General features: G+C 73.8%; 19 protein-coding genes and 1 pseudogene. 4 read left to right on the top strand and 16 right to left on the bottom strand.

The genetic code is table 11. From position 1 onward, the window contains the following. Nucleotides 1–27: 27 nt before the first annotated feature. Nucleotides 28–1,266, bottom strand: a complete 1,239-nt coding sequence (locus FIV43_RS01130; RefSeq protein ID WP_141012644.1) for an MFS transporter — start codon at nt 1,264–1,266, stop codon at nt 28–30. 220 nt (nt 1,267–1,486) lie between these two features. On the opposite strand from FIV43_RS01130, the gene FIV43_RS21310 reads away from it, so the two are divergent. The 3 genes from FIV43_RS21310 to FIV43_RS01120 all read left to right on the top strand — a co-directional run bounded on the left by FIV43_RS21310 (nt 1,487) and on the right by FIV43_RS01120 (nt 5,158). Continuing rightward, the gene (locus tag FIV43_RS21310; RefSeq protein WP_196780935.1) at nt 1,487–1,786 is read left to right on the top strand and encodes a hypothetical protein; all 300 of its coding nucleotides are present in this window, start codon (nt 1,487–1,489) and stop codon (nt 1,784–1,786) included. A gap of 14 nt (nt 1,787–1,800) precedes the next feature. Next, entirely contained in the window at nt 1,801–4,041 is a 2,241-nt protein-coding gene (locus FIV43_RS21305) for an amidase family protein (RefSeq protein WP_196780934.1), read from the top strand. Nucleotides 4,042–4,225: 184 nt separating this feature from the next. Then, nucleotides 4,226–5,158, top strand: coding sequence for an acyl-CoA thioesterase (locus FIV43_RS01120; protein WP_141012643.1), 933 nt, complete (start codon nt 4,226–4,228; stop codon nt 5,156–5,158). Between the two features lie 44 nt (nt 5,159–5,202). Here the strand turns inward: FIV43_RS01120 and FIV43_RS21815 are convergent, their stop codons facing one another. From FIV43_RS21815 to FIV43_RS01105, 4 genes are read right to left on the bottom strand one after another with little or no spacing between them, the layout of a single operon-like run. Then, complete coding sequence (locus FIV43_RS21815; RefSeq protein WP_331251040.1) at nt 5,203–5,559, bottom strand: class I adenylate-forming enzyme family protein; 357 nt, start codon at nt 5,557–5,559, stop codon at nt 5,203–5,205. After that, nucleotides 5,511–6,722, bottom strand: a complete 1,212-nt coding sequence (locus FIV43_RS01115; protein WP_331251039.1) for a class I adenylate-forming enzyme family protein — start codon at nt 6,720–6,722, stop codon at nt 5,511–5,513. The genes FIV43_RS21815 and FIV43_RS01115 overlap by 49 nt, the downstream gene beginning before the upstream one ends. Next, nucleotides 6,719–7,717, bottom strand: a complete 999-nt coding sequence (locus FIV43_RS01110; protein WP_141012642.1) for an acyl-CoA dehydrogenase — start codon at nt 7,715–7,717, stop codon at nt 6,719–6,721. Before FIV43_RS01110 ends, FIV43_RS01115 begins: the two co-directional genes overlap by 4 nt. A gap of 13 nt (nt 7,718–7,730) precedes the next feature. Beyond that, nucleotides 7,731–8,948, bottom strand: a complete 1,218-nt coding sequence (locus FIV43_RS01105) for an acyl-CoA dehydrogenase family protein (protein WP_141012641.1) — start codon at nt 8,946–8,948, stop codon at nt 7,731–7,733. Nucleotides 8,949–9,115: 167 nt separating this feature from the next. Here FIV43_RS01105 and FIV43_RS01100 point away from each other — a divergent pair, with 167 nt between their 5' ends. Further along, nucleotides 9,116–9,793 carry a TetR/AcrR family transcriptional regulator gene (locus tag FIV43_RS01100; RefSeq protein ID WP_141012640.1) on the top strand — a complete coding sequence of 226 codons (678 nt, stop codon included), beginning with the start codon at nt 9,116–9,118 and terminating at the stop codon, nt 9,791–9,793. 32 nt (nt 9,794–9,825) lie between these two features. On the opposite strand, the gene FIV43_RS01095 is transcribed toward FIV43_RS01100, so the two are convergent. From FIV43_RS01095 to FIV43_RS01050, 11 genes and pseudogenes are all read right to left on the bottom strand, one after another. Continuing rightward, a complete protein-coding gene (locus FIV43_RS01095) occupies nt 9,826–11,202 on the bottom strand; it encodes a cytochrome P450 (RefSeq protein ID WP_141012639.1) in 1,377 nt (458 codons plus the stop codon). A gap of 205 nt (nt 11,203–11,407) precedes the next feature. After that, the gene (locus FIV43_RS21810; RefSeq protein ID WP_231123597.1) at nt 11,408–13,159 is read right to left on the bottom strand and encodes an ATP-binding cassette domain-containing protein; all 1,752 of its coding nucleotides are present in this window, start codon (nt 13,157–13,159) and stop codon (nt 11,408–11,410) included. Beyond that, nucleotides 13,075–14,982: an ABC transporter ATP-binding protein gene (locus tag FIV43_RS21805; RefSeq protein WP_231123596.1), complete on the bottom strand. Its 1,908-nt coding sequence runs from the start codon at nt 14,980–14,982 to the stop codon at nt 13,075–13,077. The genes FIV43_RS21810 and FIV43_RS21805 overlap by 85 nt, the downstream gene beginning before the upstream one ends. A gap of 135 nt (nt 14,983–15,117) precedes the next feature. Continuing rightward, nucleotides 15,118–16,311, bottom strand: a complete 1,194-nt coding sequence (locus FIV43_RS01085; protein WP_181407641.1) for a DUF7927 domain-containing protein — start codon at nt 16,309–16,311, stop codon at nt 15,118–15,120. Between the two features lie 55 nt (nt 16,312–16,366). Then, nucleotides 16,367–17,053: pseudogene (locus FIV43_RS23630) on the bottom strand (DUF7927 domain-containing protein); the annotation flags it as partial. Nucleotides 17,054–17,115: 62 nt separating this feature from the next. Then, nucleotides 17,116–17,574, bottom strand: coding sequence for a DUF7927 domain-containing protein (locus FIV43_RS01075; protein ID WP_181407640.1), 459 nt, complete (start codon nt 17,572–17,574; stop codon nt 17,116–17,118). Continuing rightward, a complete protein-coding gene (locus FIV43_RS01070; RefSeq protein WP_141012636.1) occupies nt 17,571–17,873 on the bottom strand; it encodes a DUF7927 domain-containing protein in 303 nt (100 codons plus the stop codon). Before FIV43_RS01070 ends, FIV43_RS01075 begins: the two co-directional genes overlap by 4 nt. After that, nucleotides 17,861–18,646, bottom strand: a complete 786-nt coding sequence (locus tag FIV43_RS01065) for a DUF7927 domain-containing protein (RefSeq protein ID WP_141012635.1) — start codon at nt 18,644–18,646, stop codon at nt 17,861–17,863. Before FIV43_RS01065 ends, FIV43_RS01070 begins: the two co-directional genes overlap by 13 nt. Then, nucleotides 18,595–19,056: a DUF7927 domain-containing protein gene (locus FIV43_RS01060; RefSeq protein WP_181407639.1), complete on the bottom strand. Its 462-nt coding sequence runs from the start codon at nt 19,054–19,056 to the stop codon at nt 18,595–18,597. The genes FIV43_RS01065 and FIV43_RS01060 overlap by 52 nt, the downstream gene beginning before the upstream one ends. Next, on the bottom strand, nt 19,053–22,727 hold the full coding sequence (locus FIV43_RS01055) for a DUF7927 domain-containing protein (protein WP_141012633.1): 3,675 nt from the start codon (nt 22,725–22,727) through the stop codon (nt 19,053–19,055). Before FIV43_RS01055 ends, FIV43_RS01060 begins: the two co-directional genes overlap by 4 nt. Next, nucleotides 22,679–23,461 carry a DUF7933 domain-containing protein gene (locus tag FIV43_RS01050; protein WP_181407638.1) on the bottom strand — a complete coding sequence of 261 codons (783 nt, stop codon included), beginning with the start codon at nt 23,459–23,461 and terminating at the stop codon, nt 22,679–22,681. The genes FIV43_RS01055 and FIV43_RS01050 overlap by 49 nt, the downstream gene beginning before the upstream one ends. Nucleotides 23,462–23,928 lie beyond the last annotated feature (467 nt).

The raw sequence follows: 23,928 nt of genomic DNA, 5'->3' as shown, positions 1-23,928 counted from the left end.
GGCTTGACCGCGCGACGGGCGACCCGCTCAGTCGGTGGCGCCGACCGGCCGGCCGGCCGCGACCGCCGTACGACGGTGCACGGCCGCCGACCACAGCAGGATCAGCACGCCCAGCACCGCCAGCCCGGCGCCGACCAGCGCCGGCGCCCGGTAGCCGTAGCCGGCCGCGATCACCACGCCGCCGGCCCAGGCGCCCAGCGCGTTGGCGACGTTGAGTGCGGCGTGGTTCATCGCGGCGCCGAGGGTGACCGCGCCGCCGGCGACGTCCATCAGCCGCAGCTGCAGGTTGACCACCAGCACCGAGCCGGTGGCGGTGACCAGGAACGCGATGGGCAGCAGCCACCAGCCGGCCGGGGAGACGAAGAAGTAGGCGACCAGCACCAGCCCGCAGCTGATCCCGCCGCCGAGCAGGCTCCGGAACACGGAGAACGAGGCGAGCTCGCCGGCCAGCCAGGTGCCGGCGACCATGCCCAGCCCCAGCGCCAGGACGAAGAACGGCACCGCGGAGCTGTCCAGGCCACCGACCTCGGTGACCGTGGGGGCGATGTAGGAGTAGACCGCGAAGAGCCCACCGAACCCGACCGCGCCGGCGGCCATGGTGAGCCACACCTGCAGGCTCCCGAAGAACTCGCGGGCCTCGGCGCGCCCGCTGCTGGTGGGGTCCCCGGGCATCGAGGGCACCGCCGCGAGGATGGCGAGCACGGTGACCGCGGCCAGCGCCGCAGCGGTCAGGTACGTCGAGCGCCAGCCCAGGTGCTGACCGAGCCAGGTGGCGGCCGGGACGCCGGCGACGTTGGCCACGGAGAGGCCGAGCATCACCGAGGCGACCGCCCGCCCGCGTCGCTCCGGCGTGACCAGGCTGGCCGCGACCAGGCTGGCCACCCCGAAGTAGGCGCCGTGCGGCAGGCCGTCCAGGAAGCGGGCCAGGGTGAGCACGTGGTAGCTCTGGGCGACGGCGCTGAGCAGGTTGAAGACGCCGTAGGCGACCATCAGCGCGACCAGCAGACCCCGCCGCGGCAGGCCCGCGCCGAAGAACGCCAGGATCGGCACGCCGACGACCACGCCCAGGGCGTAGGCGGAGATGACGTGCCCGGCGGTGGGGACCGAGACGTCCACCCCGGCGGCGATCTCCGGCAGCACGCCCATCGTCATGAACTCGGCGGTGCCGATGGTGAACCCGCCGATCGCGAGCGCCACGATCGCCAGCGCGGGGTTGCGCGCGGCGACCGCCGGCCTCGACACGGAGGTCTCGGCGGTGGCGGTCATCGGGTGCGGTCCGCTCGGGTCACGACTGTGCTCAACGCCGTCCCCCGGACCGGCATTCCGTCGCGGCGGCGCGATGACGGCTCCGGACGGTGAGCCGTGTCACCCGTGCTCGTAGCCGAAACACAGGGTTGAAACGATTTACACGCCGTTCACTCCGCGGGGACGACCCGAAACGCGGCGGCCCTAGCGTCCGGGGCTCACCCCTTCGGAAAGGACGCACGTGAGCAGACCCCGCACGTCATCCCTCGCCCTGCTGGCCGTCTTCGGCCTCGGGCTCTCCAGCGCCGGCCTCGGCGCGCTCCCCGCGGCCCAGGCCGCACCGGCGACCGCCGACGCGGCAGCCACGGGCAGCGCCGGGCTGCTGACGCCGTACTACACCGAGGGCGACCTCACCGGTGACGACCAGATCACCGAGGACGACCTCGACCTCCTCGTCGCCGCACTCGGGTCGGCAGTGAGGACGCGGGCTGGGACGCCGTCTCCGCCGCGGACTACGACGAGGACGGCAGCATCTCCCTGACCGATGTCACCGCGATGGCCCAGCGCGTCGTCTACGACGACGGCTCCTTCGACCTGGTCGAGGCCTCCGCCCTGGACATGCAGGCGGCGATGAACGCCGGCGTGGTCACCTCGGTGGAGCTGGTCCAGGCCTACCTGGACCGGATCGCGGCCTACGACGCCACCGTGGTGGACACCGCCCCCGGCGGCCGCGCGCTGAACTCGATCATCGCCACCAGCGACGTCGCCCTGGACGCCGCCGCCGCCAGCGACGCCTACCGGGCCGAGCACGGCGCGCCGCGGAGCATGCTCGACGGCATCCCGATCCTGCTCAAGGACAACTACGACACCGCCGACCTGCCCACCACCGCCGGCTGCGGGTGCTGGGAGGACAACCAGACCGAGGACGACGCCACCATGGTCGCCGGCCTCCGCGAGGGCGGCGCGGTCGTCCTCGGCAAGGCCAGCCTCGACGAGTTCGCCTACGGGTTCGCCTCCGAGTTCAGCGCCGGCTCCCCCGTGGGCGGGTCGAAGCTGGTCGCGAGCCCGTACGTGACCTCACGCACCGCCGGCGGCTCCAGCGGCGGCACCGGTGCCGCGATCGCCGCCAACCTCGGCGCGATCGGCTTCGGCACCGACACCGGCGGCTCGATCCGGGTGCCGTCCAGCTACAACCAGCTGGTCGGGGTCCGGCCGACCGTGGGTCTGGCCAGCCGCGACGGGATCGTGCCGCTCGCGCTGAGCCAGGACACCGGCGGCCCGATGGCGCGCACCGTGGCCGACGCCGCGATCGCGCTGGACGCCGTGGTCGGCACCGACGGGGCCGATGCGGCCACCGCCGAGGCCGACAGCCACGTCCCCGACTCCTACACCTCCTACCTGGCCCCCGACGCACTCGAGGGCAAGCACTTCGCCTACCTGGAGTCGATGGTCAGCTCCAACGCGACGGTGCGGCGCCTGTGGGAGCAGGCCGTCGCCGACCTGCGGGCCGCCGGCGCCACGGTCGAGCCGATCAGCATCGACGGCATCGCGCCGGTCCTCGGCGAGAGCTCGGGCAGCACCAACGAGTTCAAGCACGACCTCGACGAGTACATCGCCAACCACCTCGACGCGGACGCCGCGAACCGGTCGCTCGACGACATCCTCGCCTCCGGGCACTTCGTGACCTCGCGCCGCAACACCTACGTCTCGCGCAACAACGTCACCCCGGAGACCTACGAGAGCTGGATGGAGAGCCACACCGCGGTGCTGGACGGCGGCGGCGAGCTGGTCACCTCCACCCTCGACGACCTCGACCTCGACGCGCTGCTCTATCCCTCGGGCACGCCGTACGGCACGCACAGCACGAACCTGCGGCTGAGCCCCAACACCGGCCTCCCCTCGGTGACCGTGCCGATGGGACAGGCCACCGCCGAGGACGGCACCATCACCGGTGCCGGCGTCAACCTGGAGATGCTCGGCCGCGACTGGTCCGAGGGCGAGCTGCTCGGCATGGCCTACGCCTACGAGCAGGCCACCGCCCACCGCACCACGCCGGAGCTCTACGGCCCGCTGGCCGGCGACACCTTCCCGGGCACCGGTGCCGACGAGGACGCCGAGGCCGGCGACGGCACGGTCGTGATCGACGCCCCCCGGAAGGTCACCGCGGGTGAACGGTTCACCGTCACCGTCGAGCAGGCCGCCGTCGACAACGCCGGCTACGCCCTCACCCTCGGGTACGACGCGGACGCCGTCCGGCTGGTCGACACCGGCACCGAGGACTCGGGCTACACCACGGTGGACCGCGGCGAGGGCCGGGTCACGCTGACCCACTCCGAGCTCGGCACCTCGCCGACCACGGCCGGCGCCACCACCCTGGCCAGCTACACCTTCCTGGCGCGCAGCACCGGGCGCACCGGCTTCGAGGTCAGCGACCTCCAGGTGGTCGACTCCGCAGGGGTCGCGACCTCCGCGGAGGCGGTCCCCGTCGCCACCCAGGTGGCCAAGGCCCGCTCGACCACGAAGGTCAGCGTCACCCCGGACAGCGTGAAGGTCGGGGCGAAGGTCCGGATCCGGGTCGCGGTCTCCACCGCGGCCGGGCTCAGCCCGCGGGGCACGGTGCGGGTCGCGGTCGCCGGTCGCACGGTGCGCGCCGCGGCGCCGCTGCGCGGCGGTGCGCTGGTGGTCCGGGCCCGGGTGACGCGTCCGGGGGTGACCACCGTGAAGGCGGTCTACTCCCCCAGCAACGCGGTCACCTCCAGCCGCGACACCGCCAAGGTCCGCGCCAAGCGACGCTGACGCGGGACCGCTCGCCGTCCGCCCCGGCACGCCGCTGTTGCGGTGTGCCGGGGCGGAACGCTGCCCGGTCGAGGTCCGGGCCGCGGCATGCGGGGCTGGGTGCGGGCGGGTGCGGGCCTGCGCGAGCAGGGCCCGGCCGGGACCCGGTTTTGACGATCACCGCGGGCACCGCGAGGGTGACCGGGTGCCGCACACCTCCTCCGAGCTCCCCGCCGCCGGCGACCTCCCCGACCAGACCATCGGGGCGATGGACCACGACCGGCCGTGGACCACGCCGATGGCCGAGCTGGTCGACCTGCTGCGCCTCGACGAGCTCGGGTCCGACGCGTTCGGGGCCCGGCACTCGGAGGCCTCCCGCAACACCGGCCACGTGTTCGGCGGCCTGGTGGCCGCCCAGGCGCTGGTGGCCGCCGCCCGCACCGTCGACATCGGCCGCGCGCCACACTCGCTGCACGCCTACTTCCTGCGGCCCGGCGACCCGGCGGCCCCGCTGCGGATCGAGGTCGCGCGCAACCGGGACGGCCGCTCGTTCTCACACCGGACCGTCACCGTGCTGCAGCACGGGCGGACGATCATGGAGATGGCCTGCTCGTTCGCCGCGCCGCGGGACGGGCTGCAGCACCAGCTCGCGGCTCCCGCCGCACCCGCTCCCGAGACCGCCCGCCCCGATCACGAGTGGCTGGGCGAGGCGGGCGAGGAGATGTCGCCGTACGGGACGACGTTGGACGCCTTCGAGCTGCGCACCGTGGGTCTGGGCCGCGACTGGTTCACCGAGCGGGTCGCCCCCGGCACCGCGACGCAGGTCTGGATGCGTGCCGGCGCCGAGGTGCCCGACGACCCGATCCTGCACGCCGCTGCCCTCACCTTCGCCAGCGACATGCGGATCCTGCACCCCGCGGTGCGGCCGCACGGGCTCGGACTGTACGGCGAGGTCGGCGCGGCCACGATCGACCACGCCCTGTGGTTCCACGGCCCGTTCGACGCCGAGGCGTGGTCGCTGTGGCAGATGACCTCCCCCTGGGCCGACCACGGACGCACGCTGTGCCGCGCCGAGGTCTACTCCCTCGACGGACGGCTGCTGGCCAGCGTCGCCCAGGAGGGCCTGGTCCGGGCCTGATCCGGCCCGATCCGGGCCTGATCCGGCCCGATCCCGGCCGCTCGTCAGCCGCGGACCAGGGCGCGCACCGCCTTCCGGTCGGTCTTGCCGACGCTGGTCAGCGGGATCGCCTCGACGATCCGCACCTCGCGCGGGTACTTGTAGCGGGCCAGACGGTCCTGGGCGAAGGCCACCAGGTCCTCGCCCCCGGCGCTCGCGCCCGGGTGCAGGGCGACCACCGCGACCACCTCCTCGCCGCTCTTCTCATCCGGTACGCCGACCACGGCGGCGGCCGCGACCGCATCGTGCTCCAGCAGCGCGTCCTCCACGTCGCGCGGGAAGACGTTGAAGCCGCCCCGGATGATCAGGTCCTTCATCCGGTCCACCACGTAGAGGTAGCCGTCCTCGTCGAACCGGCCCACGTCGCCGGTGTGCAGCCACCCGTCGACCACGGTCCGCGCGGTCTGCTCCGGGTCGTTCCAGTAGCCGAGCATGATCCCGTCGCCACGGACGCAGATCTCCCCTCCTCACCGGGCGGGAGCCGCTGGCCCAGCGGGTCGAGGATGGCCACGTCGTGCTGCGGCAGCGGCTTGCCGACGCTGCCGGGACGGTTCTCCGACACCGAGGGCGCCGAGATCACCGCGCTGGCCTCGGTGCAGCCGTAGCCCTCCAGGATGGTGACGCCGAACTCGCGCTCCACCTTCTCCCGCACCGCCGGCAGCAGCGGCGCCGCGCCGGAGCCGAAGGTCTCCAGCGAGGAGAGGTCGTAGTCGCGGTAGGGCTGCTCCAGCAGCATCTGCAGCATCGAGGGCACCACCGGGCTGGACTCCAGGCGGTGCTCGGCGACCAGCTCGAGCCATCCGGCCGGGTCGAACCAGCGCTGCAGCACCGAGATCATCCGGCGGTCCGCGTGCAGGCCGCCGATGGTCACGATCAGCCCGTAGGCATGGGACAGCGGCAGCGGAAGCAGGCTCCGGGTCGCGGTCATCTCACGGGCCAGGTCGGCCATCCCCGAGCCGGACGCCCACAGGCCGAGGTGGCTGAGCATCACGCCCTTGGCCCGCCCGGTCGTCCCACCGGTGTAGAGCAGCGCCGCCATGTCGCCGTCGGCCCGCGGCTCGATCGGCACCGGCTCGCCGTCCTCCAGGGCGTCGTAGGAGATCGCGTCGATGCCGTCGGGCACGTCGCCCACCACGATCAGGGTCAGGTCCAGCCCGGCGGCCGCGGCGGTGACCAACCCGAGCAGCTCCGGGGAGACGATCGCGGCGCGGGCGCCGGAGTCCTCCAGGATGTGCCGCAGCTCGGGCTCGGTCTGCAGGAAGATCACCGGGGTCACCACGGCGCCGGCGCGCCAGATGGCCCGATAGCTGACGAACACCTCGGGGGTGTTCATCGTGATCACCACCACCCGGTCACCCGGCTCGATGCCGAGCCGCCGCAGCCCCCCGGCGGCCCGGGTGGAGCGGTCGTGGATCTCGGTCGAGGTGTACCAGCGGCCCTCGAAGAAGAGCTGCTCGAAGTCTCCGTGCCGGTGGTAGGACTCCTCGGCCAGCACCGCCAGGTTGTGGGCGCCCGGGGCGGTCATCGGCCCGCTCCCGCGACGGTGTCGAGGGCGATCCGGCTGACCTCGTCCAGCGCGGCCACCTCGTCACCGAGGAGCAGCCGGTCGACCTTGGCCCGGCGCCAGTAGAGATGGGCGTCGTGCTCCCAGGTGAAGCCGATCCCGCCGTGGACCTGGATCAGGGTCTCCGCCGCACGCTCCAGCGCGGAGGCCGCGGCGGCCTTCACCGCGGCCGACGCGAGCGGCAGTGCGGCCGGGTCCTCGTCGGCGGTCCACGCCGCCCACCAGACCAGCGAGCGCAGCTGCTCGACCTCGACGTAGGCGTCGACCAGCGCGTGCTTGACCGCCTGGTAGGACCCGATCGGCCGCCCGAAGGCATGCCGCTCCTTGGTGTAGGCGACGCCGATCTCCACCGCACGTGCGGCGGCCCCGAGCCCCTCGGCGGCGAGCACCACGCGCCCGATCCGCTCGGCACGCGCCCAACGGTCCGCCGCACCGGTCGCCACCACCTCGGCGTCCCCGAGGGCCACCTCGGCCAGCCCGCGGGTGGCGTCGATCGGCTCCCGTGGCGTCACCGTGCCCGCGGCCAGCACCACGTCGTCGCCACGACGGGCCAGGAACCGGTCGGCGCCCAGGCCGTCCAGCACCGGGCCCCCGTCGTGCACCGCGACGGCCAGGCTGCCGTCGACGAGCCCGCCCAGGCGCTCGTGGTCGCCGACGAGCAGCTCGGCCGCCCGGGCGTAGGTGACCAGGGAGGGGCCGGCGAGCACCCGCCCGGCCTGCTCGGCCACGACCGCGAGGTCCAGCAGCGTGCCGCCACCCCCGCCGTCCGCCTCCGGCACGGTGATCGCGGCGAAGCCGCTCTGCACCAGGCCCTTGCGTCCCGGCGGCACCGGGACCGTCGGCGCGCCGGCCTCGTCCAGGGCAGCGCGCGCAGCCGCCAGGTCGGCCGCGTCCGCGAGGAAGTCCGCCGCGGCGGCCGCCAGATCGCGCTGCTCGGCGCTCAGGTCGAAGTCCATGCGTCGTCTCCTCTCAGGCGCCCGCGGCGGCGAGCTCGCGGAACGTCCGGTCCTTATCGGCACGCGGCTCGGGGGGCAGCCCGAGCACCCGCTCGCCGATGATGTTGCGCAGCACCTCGTTGGTGCCGCCGGCGATCGCCATGCCCGGCAGGCCGGCCTGCAGCGACTGCCAGGTGCCGGCGCCGTCCGGCTCGGCGCCGTACACCGCGTCGTCGCCGAGGAGCCGTACGGCGAGGTCGGCGAGGTCGAGGGCCGCGCGGGTCCCGGCGAGCTTGCCCGCCGACGCCTCGGGCCCCGGCAGGCTGCCCTTGCTCAGCGCGGTCAGCAGTCGATAGCCGGTGTAGCGCATCCCGAGGGTCGCCACGTAGGCCCGGCCGAAGTCCTGGCGGACCAGCGCCTGGCGCTCGGGCGGGAGCTCGCCGATCCGGGCGGCGACGTGCTCGGCCACCCGCTCCACGTTCATCCCGATGTCGCCGCCCCCGCCACCGAGGGTGAGCCGCTCGCTCATCAGGGTGGTCAGCGCGACCCGCCAGCCGTCGCCCACCTCGCCGAGACGCTCCCGGTCCGGGATCACCACGTCGTCGAAGAAGACCTCGTTGAACTCCGCGCCGCCGGTCATCTGGCGCAGCGGACGGACGGTCACGCCCGGCGCCTTCATGTCCACCACGAACATGGTCAGACCGCGGTGCTTGGCGACGTCCGGGTCGGTCCGGGTGAGCAGGATGCCGTAGTCGGAGAGGTGGGCGAGGGTCGTCCACACCTTCTGCCCGCTGATGTGCCAGTCGCCCTGCTCGTCCTGGACCGCCTTGGTCCGCAGCGCCGCCAGGTCGCTGCCGGACGCCGGCTCGCTGAACAGCTGGCACCACACGTCGTCGGCACGCAGCAGTCGCTGGAGGTAGCGCTCCTTCTGGTCGTCGCTGCCGTGCCCGATGACGGTCGGGCCGCACATGCCGATGCCGATCAGGTTGATCAGGCCGGGGATGCCGGCACGGGCCATCTCCTGGTCGATGATCGCCTGCTGCATCGGGGTGCCTCCGCGGCCACCGGCCTCCACCGGCCAGGTGACCCCCACGTAGCCGGCGTCGTAGAGCAGCGCCTGGCGGCGCCGGGAGGTCTCCTGGTCCAGCTCGCGGCGACCGTTGCGGTCCCCGAGCTCGTCCTTGTGCTCGGCCAGGAAGGCGCGCACCTCGGCGCGCCAGGCCGCCTCGTCGGGAGTGTCGTCGAAGTCCATGTGCCCCTCACTGGATGTACGCCGGCCGGTCCGCCCCGTGCGCTCCGAGAGGTCGCGCACCGGCGAGGTCGTTGTGACCGTCGCCACAGGCAGGGCCAGCGTGGCACGGAACTTATCGGCACTCAAGCATGGAAGTTGTCGCAGCGTTGGCGTAGGTTGCGCGCACGATGAGCGCCACCGGTGACCGCGCACCCTCCGACGGCACCCGCACCGCGGGCCGGGACGATGGCGCGCGTCCGCGGCGTCGTACCCAGGCCGAGCGGCGCGCGGCCACCCGGGGCGGCCTGCTCGACGCCACCATCGAGGTCCTGGTCGACCACGGCTACGCCGGGCTGACCACGTCGCTGGTCTGCGAGCGGGCCGGGGTGACCCGCGGCGCGCAGGCGCACTACTTCGCCACCAAGGCCGAGCTCGTGGTGGCGGGGCTGAGCCATCTGACCGAGCAGCTCGCCGAGCAGCTGGTGGCCGAGCCGCTGGATGCCGCCGAGGCGCCGGTCGAGCAGTATCGGGTGCTCCTGCAGCGGCTCTGGGAGATCTTCTCCGGCCCGGTCTCCCTCGCCCAGCTGGAGCTGTGGACGGCGGCCCGCACCGACCCCGAGCTCCGTCGCCACCTGGTGCGCTTCGACAAGGCGGTGATGAGCACGCTCTCCGAGGCGGCCCACGGCGTCGCCCCCGGGCTGGCCGACCGCGCCGAGTTCGGGTCGGTGATGGCGACCGCCCTGGCCACCATCCGCGGGCTGCAGATGGTGCGGGCGGTGGCCAGCGACCGCGCCGTACGACGCCTCTGGCCGCCGGCCCGGGAGCAGCTGCTGGTCGGGCTGGACGGGATCGCCCCGGCGGGGTGAGGGCGCGGTGTCGGCGCCCTACCCCTGCGCGCTCACGCGTGCGCGGGCGACCGGCGGCGCAGCGCGATCGGCGCTCCGTCGGTGGGGAACGGCAGCGAGTGGTTGTCCATCGGCGGCACGTAGTCGCGCGGCACGCTCCACTCGTACCCGCGCAGCAGCCGGTGGCAGATCGCCTTGACCTCCATGCCGCCGAAGTAGAGGCCGATGCACTTGTGCACGCCGCCGCCGAAGGGCTCCCACGCGTAGCGGTGCGACTTGTCCTCGCGCCGCTCGGGCGAGAACCGCTCGGGGTCGAAGGTGAGCGGGTCGGTCCAGTACTCCTCCATCAGGTGCGACCACTGGACGCCCACCATCACGTCTGTCCCGGCGGCGATCCGGTGGCCCTGGACCACGGTGTCCTTCACGGTCTTGCGGACCAGCAGCGGGACCGGGGCCCGCAGTCGCAGCGACTCCCGCATCACCAGGTCGAGGTCGGTCATCGACTCCAGCTCCGCCAACCCCGGCTCCGGGCCCATCGCCAGCGCCTCGGCGCGGCAGCGCTCCTGCCACTCCGGGTGCTGTCCGAGGTACTGCAGCATCGTGGTCGTGGTGATGGTGGCCGTGTCGTGGGCGGCCATCATCAGGAAGATCATGTGGTCGATCACGTCCTGGTCGGTGAAGCGCTGCCCGTCCTCGTCCTCGATGTGGCAGAGCACCGAGAACAGGTCGTCGGTGCGGGTGGCCCGCTTCGCCGGCAGGTAGGAGCGCAGGAACTCCTCGAGCAGCCGGCGCCCGCGGTAGGCCCGACCCCACCGGGTGAACGGCACGTCGGCGCGGACCACGCCGGCCGCCGCCTGCACGCAGGCGATGAACGCCCGGTTCACCCGATCCATCTCCGCGGCGCTGGTCTGCCCCACGCCGCCCATGAAGATCTCGGCGGCGATGTCCAGGGTCAGCTGCTTCAGCCGCCGGTACGACGGGAAGTCGGCCTGGTCGCTCCACCCGGCCATCCCCCGGTCCAGCGCCGGGTGCAGCCGGGCGGCGTACCCCTCCAGCCGGTCGCGGGTGAACGCCTGCTGCAGGATCCGGCGGTGGTCGTGGTGCTCGGTGAGGTCGAGCAGCATCAGTCCGCGGTGGAAGAACGGTCCGACGATCCGGCCCCAGGCCGGACCGCTGGCGAACGCCTTGTCCCCGTTGCGCAGCGCCTCCTCGCAGGCGTCGGGTCCGAGCAGCATCACCGCCTCCGACTTCAGCGCGTTCATCGGCGACACCGGGCCGTAGTGGGTCCACTGGTGCCGCATCAGCGCCACCGGGTCGCGGGCGTAGTCGAAGAGCCGACCGAAGACCGGGAGACCCCGGTCCTCGGGCCGCAGTGCGGGGATCGGGCGGGCCGCCTGCGGCTCGTCCGCGTTCGGGTTGCGGTCGGTCATCACCACTCCTCGTCGCCGGACCCACCGCGTGAGCGGTGGCGTCCGGTCAGCATCGGGCCGGGCGGGGCGGGTGTCAACAGACCTCTCGGCGGGGCGGGGGCGACCCCTCGGCGGGCCCCGGGTGACCCCTCGGCGGGCCCGGGTGACCCCTCGGCGGGCCCCGGGTGACCCCTCGGCGGGGCGGGGGTGACCCCTCGGCGGGGGATCAGCCTGCGAGGTGGCCCCAGCTGGGGGACAGCTCCCGCCACGGCCCGACCGCGGCGATCCGACCCTCCACCAGCACGACCACCCGGTCGGCCTGGTTGAGTGCGGCCCGCTTGGCGGTGGCGCCGATGACGGTGGCCCGGCGCTCGCGCAGGGCCGACCAGAGCTCGACCTCCGTGGCCGCGTCCAGGGCGCTGGAGACGTCGTCGGCGAGCAGCAGCTCGGCGTCGGTGGCCAGCGCTCGGGCCAGCGCCAGCCGCTGCACCTGTCCGCCGGAGAGCCGGACCCCACGGTGGCCGACGACGGCGTCCGGACCGCCCGCCTCGCGCACGTCGTCGGCCAGACGCGCATCGGCGACCGGGCCCTCGAACGCCCGGTCGTACCCGAGCTGGACGTTGTCCGCGAAGGTGCCCGACAGCACCCGCGGCACCTGGGCGATGTGGCCGACCTGGAGGGGCTTGAGGAAGACCTCCGGGTCGGTCACCTCGGCACCGTTCCAGGCCAGCCGGCCCCGGTGCGCGATCAGGCCGGCCAACGCCGAGAGCATGCTGGACTTGCCCGATCCGACCTGGCCGACCAGCAGCACCAGCTCGCCCCGCTCGACGCTGAGGTCGACGTCCTCGACGCCGATCGTGCCGTCGTCGTGCACCGCGGAGAACCCGCGCAGCTCCAGACGCTCCAGCGGGGTCCGGTCGGGGGTGGCCGGAGGCGGAGCCTCGCCGGTGACCAGGTCGATGCCCTCGGGCAGCTGCATCAGGTCGCGGCCGCCGGCCAGCCGGCAGGTCGCCCGCTGCCAGGCGCGGGTGCCCGGGGCCTCGGTGACCACGGCGCCGGCGACCCGGCCGAACCAGTCGAAGCCGCTCACCGCGGTCGCCACGAGCAGCGCGGTGGCCAGGCCCCACACCCCGTTCAGGTACAGCGCCCAGGCGGCGACGGCACCGACCTGGACCATCACCGTCGGCACTCCGTCCAGGCACGCCTGGACCCGGTGCTCGAAGACGGCGGCCTCCACCCGGCCGTCGTCGACCTCGCGCAGGTGGGCGCGGACCTCCGGGGTGCGTCCGGCCAGCTTGACGGTGCGGGCGGACTCGACCGCCGAGACCACCGCGCGGCCGAAGCCGGCCCGGGCCGCCGAGGAGCGGGCCGCCGAGCGTCCGGCGATCGGGCGCCCCACCGAGGATGCCAGCGCGCTGGCCAGCATCACCACCAGCAGGATGCCGCCGGCGAGCCAGGTGCCGCCGACGATCATGGTCAGCACCGCGATCAGCAGCCCGTTGAACACGTCGACCCACCGGTCGGCGTACCGCGCGTAGCGGTCGGCGTCCATCGATCGGGCGACGGCCTCGCCGGGAGGGGTGCGCGGAAGCCGGCGGGTCCGGATCTGGCCGAGCAGGACCGACATCCGCACCCGCAGCATCACCTCGATCCACCAGCGCGGATAGCGCCGGAAGGCGTCGGCCATCAGGAACGGCGCGAGCAGCAGCGACACCACCAGCACCACCGTCAGCACGGTGGTCGGCTCGCCGGCCGCGAGGTCCTCGACGAGCCGGCCCCAGAGGTAGCCGGTCATCGCGCCGAGCGGGGCGAAGACGCTGCCGCCGAGGAAGAGCACCACGGACCAGGCGCCCCACCACGGGCGGATCCAGAGCGCGTGCCAGATCCCCCGGGTCAGGGTGGGCCCGTCACCGACCTCGCGCAGCGGCGGCGGCGGACCGACGCGGCGCCGGGCGCCGACGCCCTCGGCCAGCGCCATCTCGGCGGCCGGTGCCTGCGGCGGTGCGACCGGCGGGGCGTCGCCGCCGTCCGGGCCCCAGGTCTCCTCCACCGGCTGCGCGTGTGCGCGGTCGGAGGCCTCGGCCGCGACGAGCAGGCGGCGGAACGGGCCGTCGACCCGCGCCAGCTCGGCCCGGGACCCTGCTGGACCACGCGCCCGTGGTCGAGCAGCGCGACCAGCTCGGCGCGTTCGATGGTGCTCAGCCGGTGCGCCACCAGGACGCCGGTGCGGCCGCGGATCAACCGGTCGGCGGCGCGCACCACGCGGACCTCGGTGACCGGGTCCATCCGAGCGGTGGCCTCGTCGAGCACCACCACCTGGACGTGGCGGACCAGCAGCCGGGCGAAGGCGACGAGCTGCTCCTCACCCGCCGAGAGCGTGGTCCCGCCGGGGCCGAGCAGGGTGTTGAGCCCCTCGGGGAGACCCTCGACCCAGCCGGTCAGGCCGAGCTCGGCGACAGCGGACTCGATCTCGGTGCGCGGCACGTCGGCGAAGAGCGCGATGTTCTCGGCCAGCGTGCCGGCGAGGATCTCAGTGCGTTGGGTGACCACCCCGACCCGGCTGCGCAGTTCGTGCAGGTCGAGGGTGGTGATGTCGGTGCCGCCGAGGAAGATCGTGCCCGGCGGCGGCTCCACGGCGCGCGAGAGCAGCGACGCCAGGGTCGACTTGCCCGACCCGGTGCGTCCCACCAGCGCGATCGTGTGACCGGCCTCGACGGTGATGTCGACCTGCTGGAGCCCGAAGCCGCCCTCGACGTAGGAGAAGTCCAGGCCCCGGATCTCGAGGTCGAGCTCCCCGGTCGGGACCGCGTCGCCGCCGGTCGGCTCGTTCTCCACCGCGAGCAGCGAGCGCAGCCGCAGCACGGCGCCGAGACCGGCCTGGATGTCGGGGAGCTGGTGGGCCAGGTTGTTGATCTGACCGACGAACATCGTGGTGACCAGGAAGAGGGTGACCAGCGCCGCCACGTCCAGCGCGTCGCCGCTGACCAGCGCCACACCGACCACCGCGACCGCCGCCAGCAGCCCGTGCAGCAGCAACCCGACCCGGACCGCCAGCTCGGCCTCCACGTGGAGCACCCGGAGGAACTTGGCGTGCACGTCTGCGGAGAGGCGCGCCAGGCGTCGTACGGCGAAGGCCTGGCCGCGGCTGGTACGCAGGTCGTCGCGCCCGGCGATGCCCTCCTCCAGCGCCGCGGCGTGGTCGGTCCAGGCGGCCTCCTCGACCACCTTGCGGCGGGCGATCTCGCCGAGCCGGCGGCGCATCACCAGCACCGTGACCGCTCCGACGAACGGGAACAGCACGAACGCCGGCCACCAGGTCACGCCGGCGACGACCCACATCGGCAGCGCGGCGAACGCGGTGCGCATCGCCATCCAGATCTGCATCCGCAGCAGCGTCCCGACCTCGTGGGTGTCGTCGTCGACGCGGTCGAGGACCTCACCGACGGCCTGCTCGGTCAGGTGGGCCAGCGGCTGGTGCAGCGCGGCGGTGAGCAGGTCGCCGCGCAGGCGGCCCTCGGCCCGGTCGATGACGCCGGCCCACACCACCCGGCCGACGGTGTCGACCAGACCGGCGCCGACCACACAGGCGGCGAAGAGCGCGACCAGGGTGCTGGTCGGTCCCTCGGCGAGACGTCCGGCGACCACCGTGCCCAGCGCCTGCCCGAGCGCCGACAGCGCGACCGCCGCGACCGCGAAGCCGGCCGCGGGTCGGCGCAGGCGACGCCAGTCGACACGTCGCGCCGGGTCCTGTGCGCGGGGCGGGGTGCCGGTGGTGACCGGAGGGGGCAGGGTGGTGCTCATCGGCTCTGAATCTAGATCGTGGGACCGACGGTCCGCCTCTGAATATCGTCCGGCCGATTCTCCCTCCCGACGGCGGACTTCAGCGAACCGTCGACCCTCACCGGACCGATGTCGCGCCGTGCGCTGTCGCGGGTCTCACACCGTCGGTCCGCGGCGGCCGCGTGCCGCCGCGTAGGCGCCGGCGGCCAGCAGGAGCAGCGCGAGCACCAGCAGGCCGCGCACGCCCCGGGGTGCTCCGGTCTCCGGCAGCTCCGGTCCGCCCGGCTCCGGCCCCGGTACCACCACCAGGTCCACGCCGTCGCAGGGCAGCCCGGCGCGGGGGTCGACGCCGTCCACGCAGCGTCGGGGTGGGCGCGGGACGCAGTCGTCGCTGTCCTCGCACGGATCGGTCGGCGAGAAGACGATGTTGCGTGCCGTCCGGTCGCCGCCACCGGTGATGGTCACCGAGTAGCGGACCGTCACCGCCGCACCGACGCCGATCGGTCCCGACCACACCAGTCGCGGCGCGGAGAAGGTGAGGCGTCCGCCGCCCTCGACGATCTCGTGGTCGTCGTTGTAGGTCGCGTCGTCGAGCACGCCGGAGAGGTCGTCGACGAACGACGCCGGGCGGGCGTCGGTGTAGGCACCCGCACCGGTGTTGGTCGCGGTGATCTCGTAGGTGACGGTGTCCCCGTCCCGCACCGCGCGCGTCGCCGACGCGGCCTTGTCGAGCTCGAGCCGGGGAATGCCGCCGTCGACCTCGGCGCACGTGCCGTAGCTGACGGCCGGCTCGAACTGGCGCAGGGCGGTGTGCAGCGGGGAGACGTCCGTGCGGGCGCTGCGCAGGTCCGCCATGTCCACCGGGCACTCCGGCTCCGGTGGTGCGGGACAGTCGGCGGCGTCGACGCACCTGCCGTCCGGCACGAACGCGAGGTTGCGCATCCGCAGGTCGCCGCCGCCGGTGACGGTCACCGTGTAGCCGAGCCGCACCGTCTCCCCCGCGGGCAGCGGGCCGGTCCAGACCAGGCGCGGTGCGGCGTAGGAGACGCTGCCGACGGCGGGCCGGGCGTCGGCGTCGTCGTTGTAGGTCGCGTCGTCGAGCACCGCGGTGAGGTCGTCCACGAGGACCGCCGGCGAGGAGGCCGTGTAGTCGCCCCGCCCGTCGTTGGTGACCGACACGGTGTAGGAGACGACGTCGCCGACCTCGGCCCGCGTCAGGTCCGGGCTGGTCTTGTCGACCGTCAGCGACGGGAGCCCGACGGTGACCCCGTCGCAGGGCCGGCCGCTGGCGGGGTCGTAGCCCTGCACGCACCGCTGCGGCGGCTCGGGGGATCGACCGGCGGCTGGCACGGCACACCGGGATCGCAGGGTCGGTGGGCGGGCTGAAGGCGAGGTTGGTCAGCGAGAGATCGCCCTCGCCGTGGACGGTCACCGTGTAGGTGATGGTCACCGACTCCCCCGCCGCCAGCGGTCCCGCCCAGGCGAGGTGGTCGGCCCGCTGCACGAGCTGACCGGCGGGTCCGGCCGTGACGGCCGCGTCCTGGTTGAAGGTGGCGTCGTCGAGCACGCCGGAGAGGTCGTCCGCGACGACGGCAGGGCTGTCGGCGGCGAAGGCGCCGGGGCCGTCGTTGGTCGCGGTGATCGCGTAGGTGACGGTGTCGCCGACCCGCACCGCGCCGGCCCCGGGGGCGACCTTCTCGATCCGCAGCCGCGGCAGCGTCGTGCTGACCGCGTCGCACGGCAGTCCGGTCTCGGGCACCACCCCGTTCGTGCAGCCGGACGGCGGGTCGACGGGGCCGCACCCCCCGGGATCGGCGCAGGGCGGGTTGGGCCGTTGCCAGACGATGTTGTCGACGGTGCCGTCACCGTCGGCGGTGAGGGTCACCGTGTAGGTGATCGTGACCGAGGAGCCCGCCGCCAGCGGCCCGACCCAGATCAGCTGCGGGTCGACGAACCCGATCTCGCCCGAGGCGGGCTCGACGCTCGCGTCACCGCCGAAGGTCGCGTCGTCGAGCACCGCGGAGAGGTCGTCGACCACCACCGCCGGCCGAGCATCGGTGTAGTCGCCGTTGCCCTCGTTGGCGACGGTGATCCGGTATTCGACGGTGTCACCGACCTGGGCGGTCCCGATCCCCGGAGCCGCCTTGTCGATGGTCAGCGCCGGCAGGCCACCGCTGACCGTGTCGCAGGGCAGGCCGTCCGCGTCGACACCGTCGACGCACTCCGGTGGTTCCGGGCACGCGGCGGGGGCGCAGACGCCACCCGGGGCTGGTAGGCCGTGTTCGTGAGCTGGTCGTCGCCGGCGCCGGTGACCGTCACCGAGTAGGACACCGTCACCGACGCCCCGGCCGCCAGCGGACCGGACCAGACCAGCGTGCCGTCGGCGTACTGCAGGGAGCCAACGGCGGGGTCGGCGGCGGCGTCGCCACCGTAGGTCGCGTCGTCGAGCACGTCGGAGAGGTCGTCGACCATCACCGCCGGGTTGTCCGCGGAGTAGTCGCCCGCGCCCACGTTGGTCACCGTGATCGCGTAGTCGACGGAGTCGCCCACCTGGACGCCGTCGAGGTCCGGCGCGACCTTGTCGATGCTCAGCTCGGGGACGGCGCCGCTCACCCGGTCGCACGCCAGCCCGGTGGCGGGGTCGAGACCGTCGACGCACTCCGCGGGCGGTTCGGGCAGTCGGCGGGCTGGCAGGCGCCCCCGGGCGGGGCGAACGCGACGTTCTCCAGCCGATGGTCGCCGTCGCCGGTGATCGTCACCGTGTACTCGATCGTCACCGACGCGCCGGCGGCGAGCGCGCCGGACCAGACCAGCGTCGGCTCGACGTAGCCGACGGTCCCCGCGGGGCCGCTCACCACGGCGGCGTCACCGCCGTACGTCGCGTCGTCGAGGACGTCGGTCAGGTCGTCCACCACGGTGGCGGGGGCGTCGGCGGTGAAGTCCCCGGGCCCACGTTGGTCGCCACGATGCGGTAGGTCACCGTGTCGCCGATCCGGGCGTCCGCGAGACCCGGCGCGGACTTGTCGATCGTCAGCCCCGGCGCGGCCCCGGTCACGGTGTCGCAGGCCAGGCCGGTGCTGGGGTCCACGCCGTCCACGCACTCCTCCGGGGGCGACGGGCACTCCTCCGGGGCGCACGGGCCGGGCGACTGGTAGGCGGTGTTGGTCAGCGTCCGGTCGCCCGCGGCGGTGACGGTGACCGAATAGCTGATCGTCACCGACTCGCCCGCGCCGAGCGCGCCGGACCAGACCAGGCGCGGCTCGTCGTAGTCGAGCGTGCCGCCGGCGGGGTCGACCGCGGCGTCGTCGTTGTAGGAGGCGTCGTCGACGACCTCGCCGAGGTCGTCGACCACCGTCGCCGGGGCTGCGACGGTGAAGTCCCGGGTGCCGGCGTTGGTCACCGTGATCGTGTAGTCGACCACGTCACCGACCTGGGCGTTCGCGACGTTCGGGGAGGACTTGTCGATGGTGAGGGCGGGGAGGCCGCCGGTGACCGTGTCGCAGGGGATCCCGGTCTCGGGGTCGACGCCGTCCACGCACTCCTCCGGCGGGGGCGCGCACTCCGCCGGGGCGCACGGCTGCTCGGGACCGAAGGCCGTGTTGGTCATGGTGAGGTCGCCGGCGCCGGTGACCGTCACCGTGTAGGTGATCGTGACCGACTCCCCGAGGCGAGCGGGCCGGTCCACACCAGCCTCGGCTCGGCGTAGGCGAACGACCCGTCCGTGCGTCCCTCGGCGATCGCGGCGTCGCCGCCGTAGGCGGCATCGTCGAGCACGTCGGTCAGGTCGTCGACGACGGTCGCCGGGTCGGCGACGGTGTAGTCGCTGGCACCGGTGTTGGCCACCTCGATCCGGTAGGTGACGGTGTCGCCGATCCGGGCGCCGGCGAGGTCCGGCGACGACTTGTCGATCGACAGCGCCGGCACTCCTGCGGTCAGTCGGTCGCACGGCAGGCCGGTGGCAGGATCCACTCCGTCCACGCACTCCGGTGGCTCCGGGCACTCCCCGGCCGCGCACGGCTCGGCAGGCTCGAACACCACGTTGGACAGTGAGCTGTCGCCGCCCGCCACGATCTCCAGGGTGTAGCTGATGGTCACCGACTCCCCGCGTCCAGCGGGCCGCTCCACACCAGCGTGGGCTCGACGTACTCGAGCGTGCCGTCGGTGCGACCGGCGGTGATCACGGCGTCTCCGGCGTAGGTCGCGTCGTCGAGCACACCGGACATGTCGTCGACCATCACCGCCGGCGCGTCGGCCGTGTAGTCGCCCTCGCCGGTGTTGGTGACGGTGAAGCGGTAGGTGACGGTGTCGCCGATCTGGGCTCCGGCGATGTCGGGGCTGACCTTGTCCACGTCGAGGAACGGGACGCCGCCGGTCACGGTGTCACAGGGCAGCCCGGTGGCGGGGTCGACGCCGTCGGGGCAGGCCGGGGTCGGGGCGCAGTCCGGTCCGGAGCACGGCTCGGGCGGCTGGAACGCGGTGTTGGCGAGCGCCAGGTCCCCGCCCGCGGTCACGGTCACCGAGTAGGTCAGCGTGAGCGACTCCCCGGCGTCCATCGCGCCGGACCAGACCAGCCGTGGGGCGGCATAGGTGAGGGTCCCGTCGTCGCGACCCTCGGCGATCTCCGCGTCGTCGTTGAAGACGGCGTCGTCGAGGACGCCGCTGAGGTCGTCGACCACCGTCGCCGGGTCGACGTCGGTGAAGTCACCGGCACCGGTGTTGGAGACCACCACCTCGTAGCGGACGGTGTCGCCGACCTGGGCGTCGGCGACGTCCGCGGAGCTCTTCTCGACGGCGAGCCGCGGTACTCCGCCGGTGACGGTGGCACAGGGGCGGTCCGTCTCGGGGTCGACGCCGTCCACGCAGGTCTCCGGCGGTGCGGAGCACTCCCCCGGCTCGCAGGGCTGGGCGGGCGCGAAAGCGGTGTTGCTCAGCTCGGTGTCCCCGGCGCCGTCGATGGTGACGGTGTAGGTGATCACCGCGCTCTCGCCGGCGGCGAGCGGTCCGGTCCACACCAGGGTCGGCTCGGCGTAGGCGAGGCTGCCCGGCCCGGACTCGACGACGGCGTCGCCGTTGTAGGTCGCGTCGTCGAGCACCTGGCTGAGGTCGTCGACGAAGGTGGCCGGAGCCGCGGCGGTGTAGTCGCCGTCGCCGGTGTTGGTCACCTCGATCCGGTAGGTGACGGTGTCGCCGATCCGCGCGCCGTCGAGACCGGATGCGCTCTTCTCGATCTCCAGGGCGGGCAGCGAGCCGGTGACGGTGTCGCAGGGCAGGCCGGTGGCGGGGTCCACGCCGTCGGTGCAGTTGTCGGGTGGTTCGCAGGCGCCGGGGTCGCAGGCGCCGTCCGGCTGGAACGCCACATTGGTCAGCACGCGATCGCCCTGGGCGGTGATGGTCACCGTGTAGCTCACGGTCACCGACTGGCCCGCCTCGAGCGGACCCGACCAGGTCAGCTGCGGCTCGGTGTAGTCGAGCGTGCCGTCGGCGCGGCCCGCGGTGATCGCCGCGCCCCCGTCATAGGTGGCGTCGTCCACCACGTCGGTGAGGTCGTCGACCACCACCGCCGGGTCGGCGACGGTGTAGTCGCCGGCGCCGATGTTGGTCACCTGGAACGAGTAGGTGACCTCGTCGCCGGCCCGCGCCCCGGCGAGGTCCGGTCCGGTCTTGACCACCTCCAGCGCCCGGACGGGCGTGACCGTGGCGCAGGTCGGGTCGAAGTCCGCGGCGTCGGGATCGGTCACCGGCGGCGTCGGACAGTCGCCGCCGACCACCCCGTTCGTCAACGTGGCGTCGCCACCGGGCGGCCCCTGGACGGTCACGGTGTAGGTGATCGTCACGGTCTCGCCGACGGCCAGCGGGCCCTGCCAGCTCAGCGTGGGCTCGGCATAGCTCGCGCCGGGCGGCGTACCGCCGGCGTCGGAGGTGACCGAGACGTCGCCGTCCCAGGTCGCGTCGTCGAGCACCTCGGCGAGGTCGTCGGAGACCGTCGCGGGATCCTCGGTGGTGAAGTCGACGTCTCCGGTGTTCTCGATCTCGATCCGGTAGCTGACGGTCTCCCCCACCGCGCGCGGCCCCTCGCCGTCGACGGACTTGGTGACCGCGTACGCCGGCTCGTCGACCTGCACCCGGTAGTCCTCGACCTCACCGCCCACCCACAGTCCGGTCGGTTGCGGGTCGGCGACGGTGCCGGCGAACAGCCGGGCCCGGAGGTACGACGTGTCCGTGGTCAGGCCGGCCGCGCCGGCGCCGGCGAAGGAGATCTCGTAGGTGTCCGTGCCGCTCTCGGCCGGGACCTCCAGCGTGCGCCGCTCCGACGTCCCGAAGGTGCCGCTCTGGTCCAGGTCGAGCCACACCGCCAGCGTGGCGGCCTGGTCGGTCTCGTTGGTCGCGACCACCGCGAAGGTGGCGTCGCGACCGGGCACCACGACCACCGGCTCGGCGATGGCCGACTCGTCGTCCACCCCGGCCTCGTCGTCGCCGGTGGCGCTCGCGCCGGGGGCCGCGTCGGCCTCGACGTCGACGGTGTTCGCCCCACCGAGCATCAGCGGCGCGGTCTCCTCCACCGGGTCGTGGTCGACCACGGCGTGCCGGGCGCCGTCGGAAGCCAGCAGGGTGCCGTAGCTGTCGGGCGCGTCGCCGAGGTCCAGTGCGGTGGACTCCACCGGCCAGTCCTCGACCTCACCGCCGGTGACCGGCCCGGTGGGCTGCGGAGCACCGACCTGCCCGGGATAGATGCGCAGCCGCGCGTACTCGGCGTTCGCCGCCGCGACGGCGGCGAAGGTCAGCTCGACCGTGGTGGTCCCCGACCCGGCCGGCACCGCGGCGGTGGTCCGCTCACCCGGCTCGAAGTCCCCGTCCCCGTCGATGTCGATCCACCCGGCCAGCGTCGCCGGGCCGTCGGAGTCGTTGGTGACCGTCACCGGGACCACCGTCGGCTCGCCGTCGATGACCGCCACCGGCCCGCTGAGCGCGTCCTCGTCGTCGACGGGGGCTCCGAGGTCGTCGCCGTCCGCCGCGTCGCTCGGCTGTCCGTCCTCCTCCGGGTCCACGGTCGCGCCGAGCATCACCTCCGCGGTGTTGCCGTCCGGGTCGTAGTCGGCGCCGAGCCCGTGGCGGGGGCCGTCGTTGGCGAGCAGGGTGCCGTACCCCGTCCCCGACTCCTCGTCGGGCGCGTCACCGAAGTCGACCTCGACAGGCGTCGCGCAGCTGGCCCCGTCGTTGCCGTAGTCGTTGCCCATCGAGGCGCCGTAGGAGAAGAAGGCCAGCGTGCTGGGGTCGTCCATCTCCAGGCGCCAGATGTCTCCGGAGAGCGCCGCCTTGGCGTACAGGTACCCCTCGGCGTCGGTCCAGGTCGCCGAGAAGTAGCGACCGGGGCCGTTGCCCTGCTGGGCCGCAGAGCCGTCCGGCGACCGCAGGAAGCCGGGACTGTGCACCGGGGCGACCGCCCCGGTGGCGGGGTCGAACCGGAAGACCAGGGTGGCGTCGGCCGGGGTCGAGGCGCCGTTGGTGCCGATGCTCAGCAGCGTTCCGGACGAGGGGTCGTAGGACCAGTCCGGGCCGAGCGAGCGCTGCGCACCGCCGGTGCCGAAGGTCCCGCCGTCGACCACGTCCATGAAGCTGTCCCGGGTGGGGTTGACGTCGATCGCGAACCACGCGTTCTGGCCGGCGCCGCCGGTGGCCAGGTAGAGCACGCCGTCCGGGCTGACGTCGCCGGTGTTCATCATCCCCCAGTTGCCCATGTCGACGCCGGAGTCGGCAGCGTCGGGCACGCCGAGCGGCGTGATCGCCTGCGTCGCCGGATCGATCGCGACGACCTGGGGGCCCCGCTCGCGGGGACCTGGAGACCGTAGAAGTTGCCGTCGACCTCGTTGTAACCGACCGCGTCGATGCCCTGGGCGAGGTCGGCGATCGGGGTCAGGCCGCTGGTGGTCAGGTCGATCTCGGAGAGCTGGGTCGACCCGGCGGTGTTGCCGGGGCGGTCCCACAGCGTGTGCGGCGTCGGGCACTCCGGCGGCTCCGGAGCGCCGACGAAGGTGATCGCGGTCTCCCCCGCCGGGTCGAGCCCGGAGACGGTCATGTCACCGGGGCCGTTGGTGTAGGTGCCCGGGGTGTCCGCGGTGACGTCCACGGTGAACGTGCACGACTCGACCGTGGCGCCGGCGAGGTCGCCGGAGGCCGACAGCGACCCGTCGGCCTCCAGGCTCATCTCGCCGTCGGCGCAGGTGGTGGTGTAGTCCAGCGGCGTGGCCACCTCGAGCGCGGGGTCGTTGAGGGTGTCGGTGAACGACCAGTCCTGCTTGGGACCCGAGGGGGTGTCCGGATCGCCCGGCACGTGGGTGTTGGTGACGGTGAAGGTGAGCTGGCCCGTGCCGCCGACCGGGTAGTCGCCGCCCGGCAACGGCCCGGGCTGGAACTCCTTGTCGATCTTCGGGGTGGTGTCCAGCACCACGATGTTGTCGAAGGCGGTGTCGTTGCCGGTGCCGGAGCCGCGCAGGTTGTCCACCCGCACCCCGAGGGAGTCGCTCGTCGAGCGGATCGCCGTGGTGCCGACCCAGGTCCCGACCCGCGTCGTGCGCTGCCGCCCGAGGTTGGTCGAGTTGCTGCCGGGGCCGTACTGCTGGAACGCCGCCGCATCGGTGTCCGAGCAGGTGTTGAACGTCCCCCGAAGGTCGGGATCGGAGGGTCTTGCCCCTGGGTGATGTAGATCTCCGGGATCGCGCCGACGTTGTTGGTGACGATGCAGCTCTGCGAGGCGATGTCGATGGAGAACTGGTAGTAGCGGCCCGGGTCGACGGCGATCTCGTCGTCGAACTCCAGCATCGTGCCCGGGCCGGGATTGCCCAGGGTGAGGGAGGAGACCGTGTGGTTCTGCGTGCTGTTGGCGGGCACGCCGAGGTCGAGGCCGGCGTACGGGTAGCCGCCGGTGTTCTGGTAGGCCCCCATCGCGTTGGAGAGGACCCGCAGGGCGTT

This window comes from Nocardioides sambongensis, assembly GCF_006494815.1.
GTDB classification, from domain to species: domain Bacteria; phylum Actinomycetota; class Actinomycetes; order Propionibacteriales; family Nocardioidaceae; genus Nocardioides; species Nocardioides sambongensis.
The sequence above is the reverse complement of the archived record's forward strand: the minus strand, read 5'-3'. Positions and strand labels throughout refer to the sequence as shown.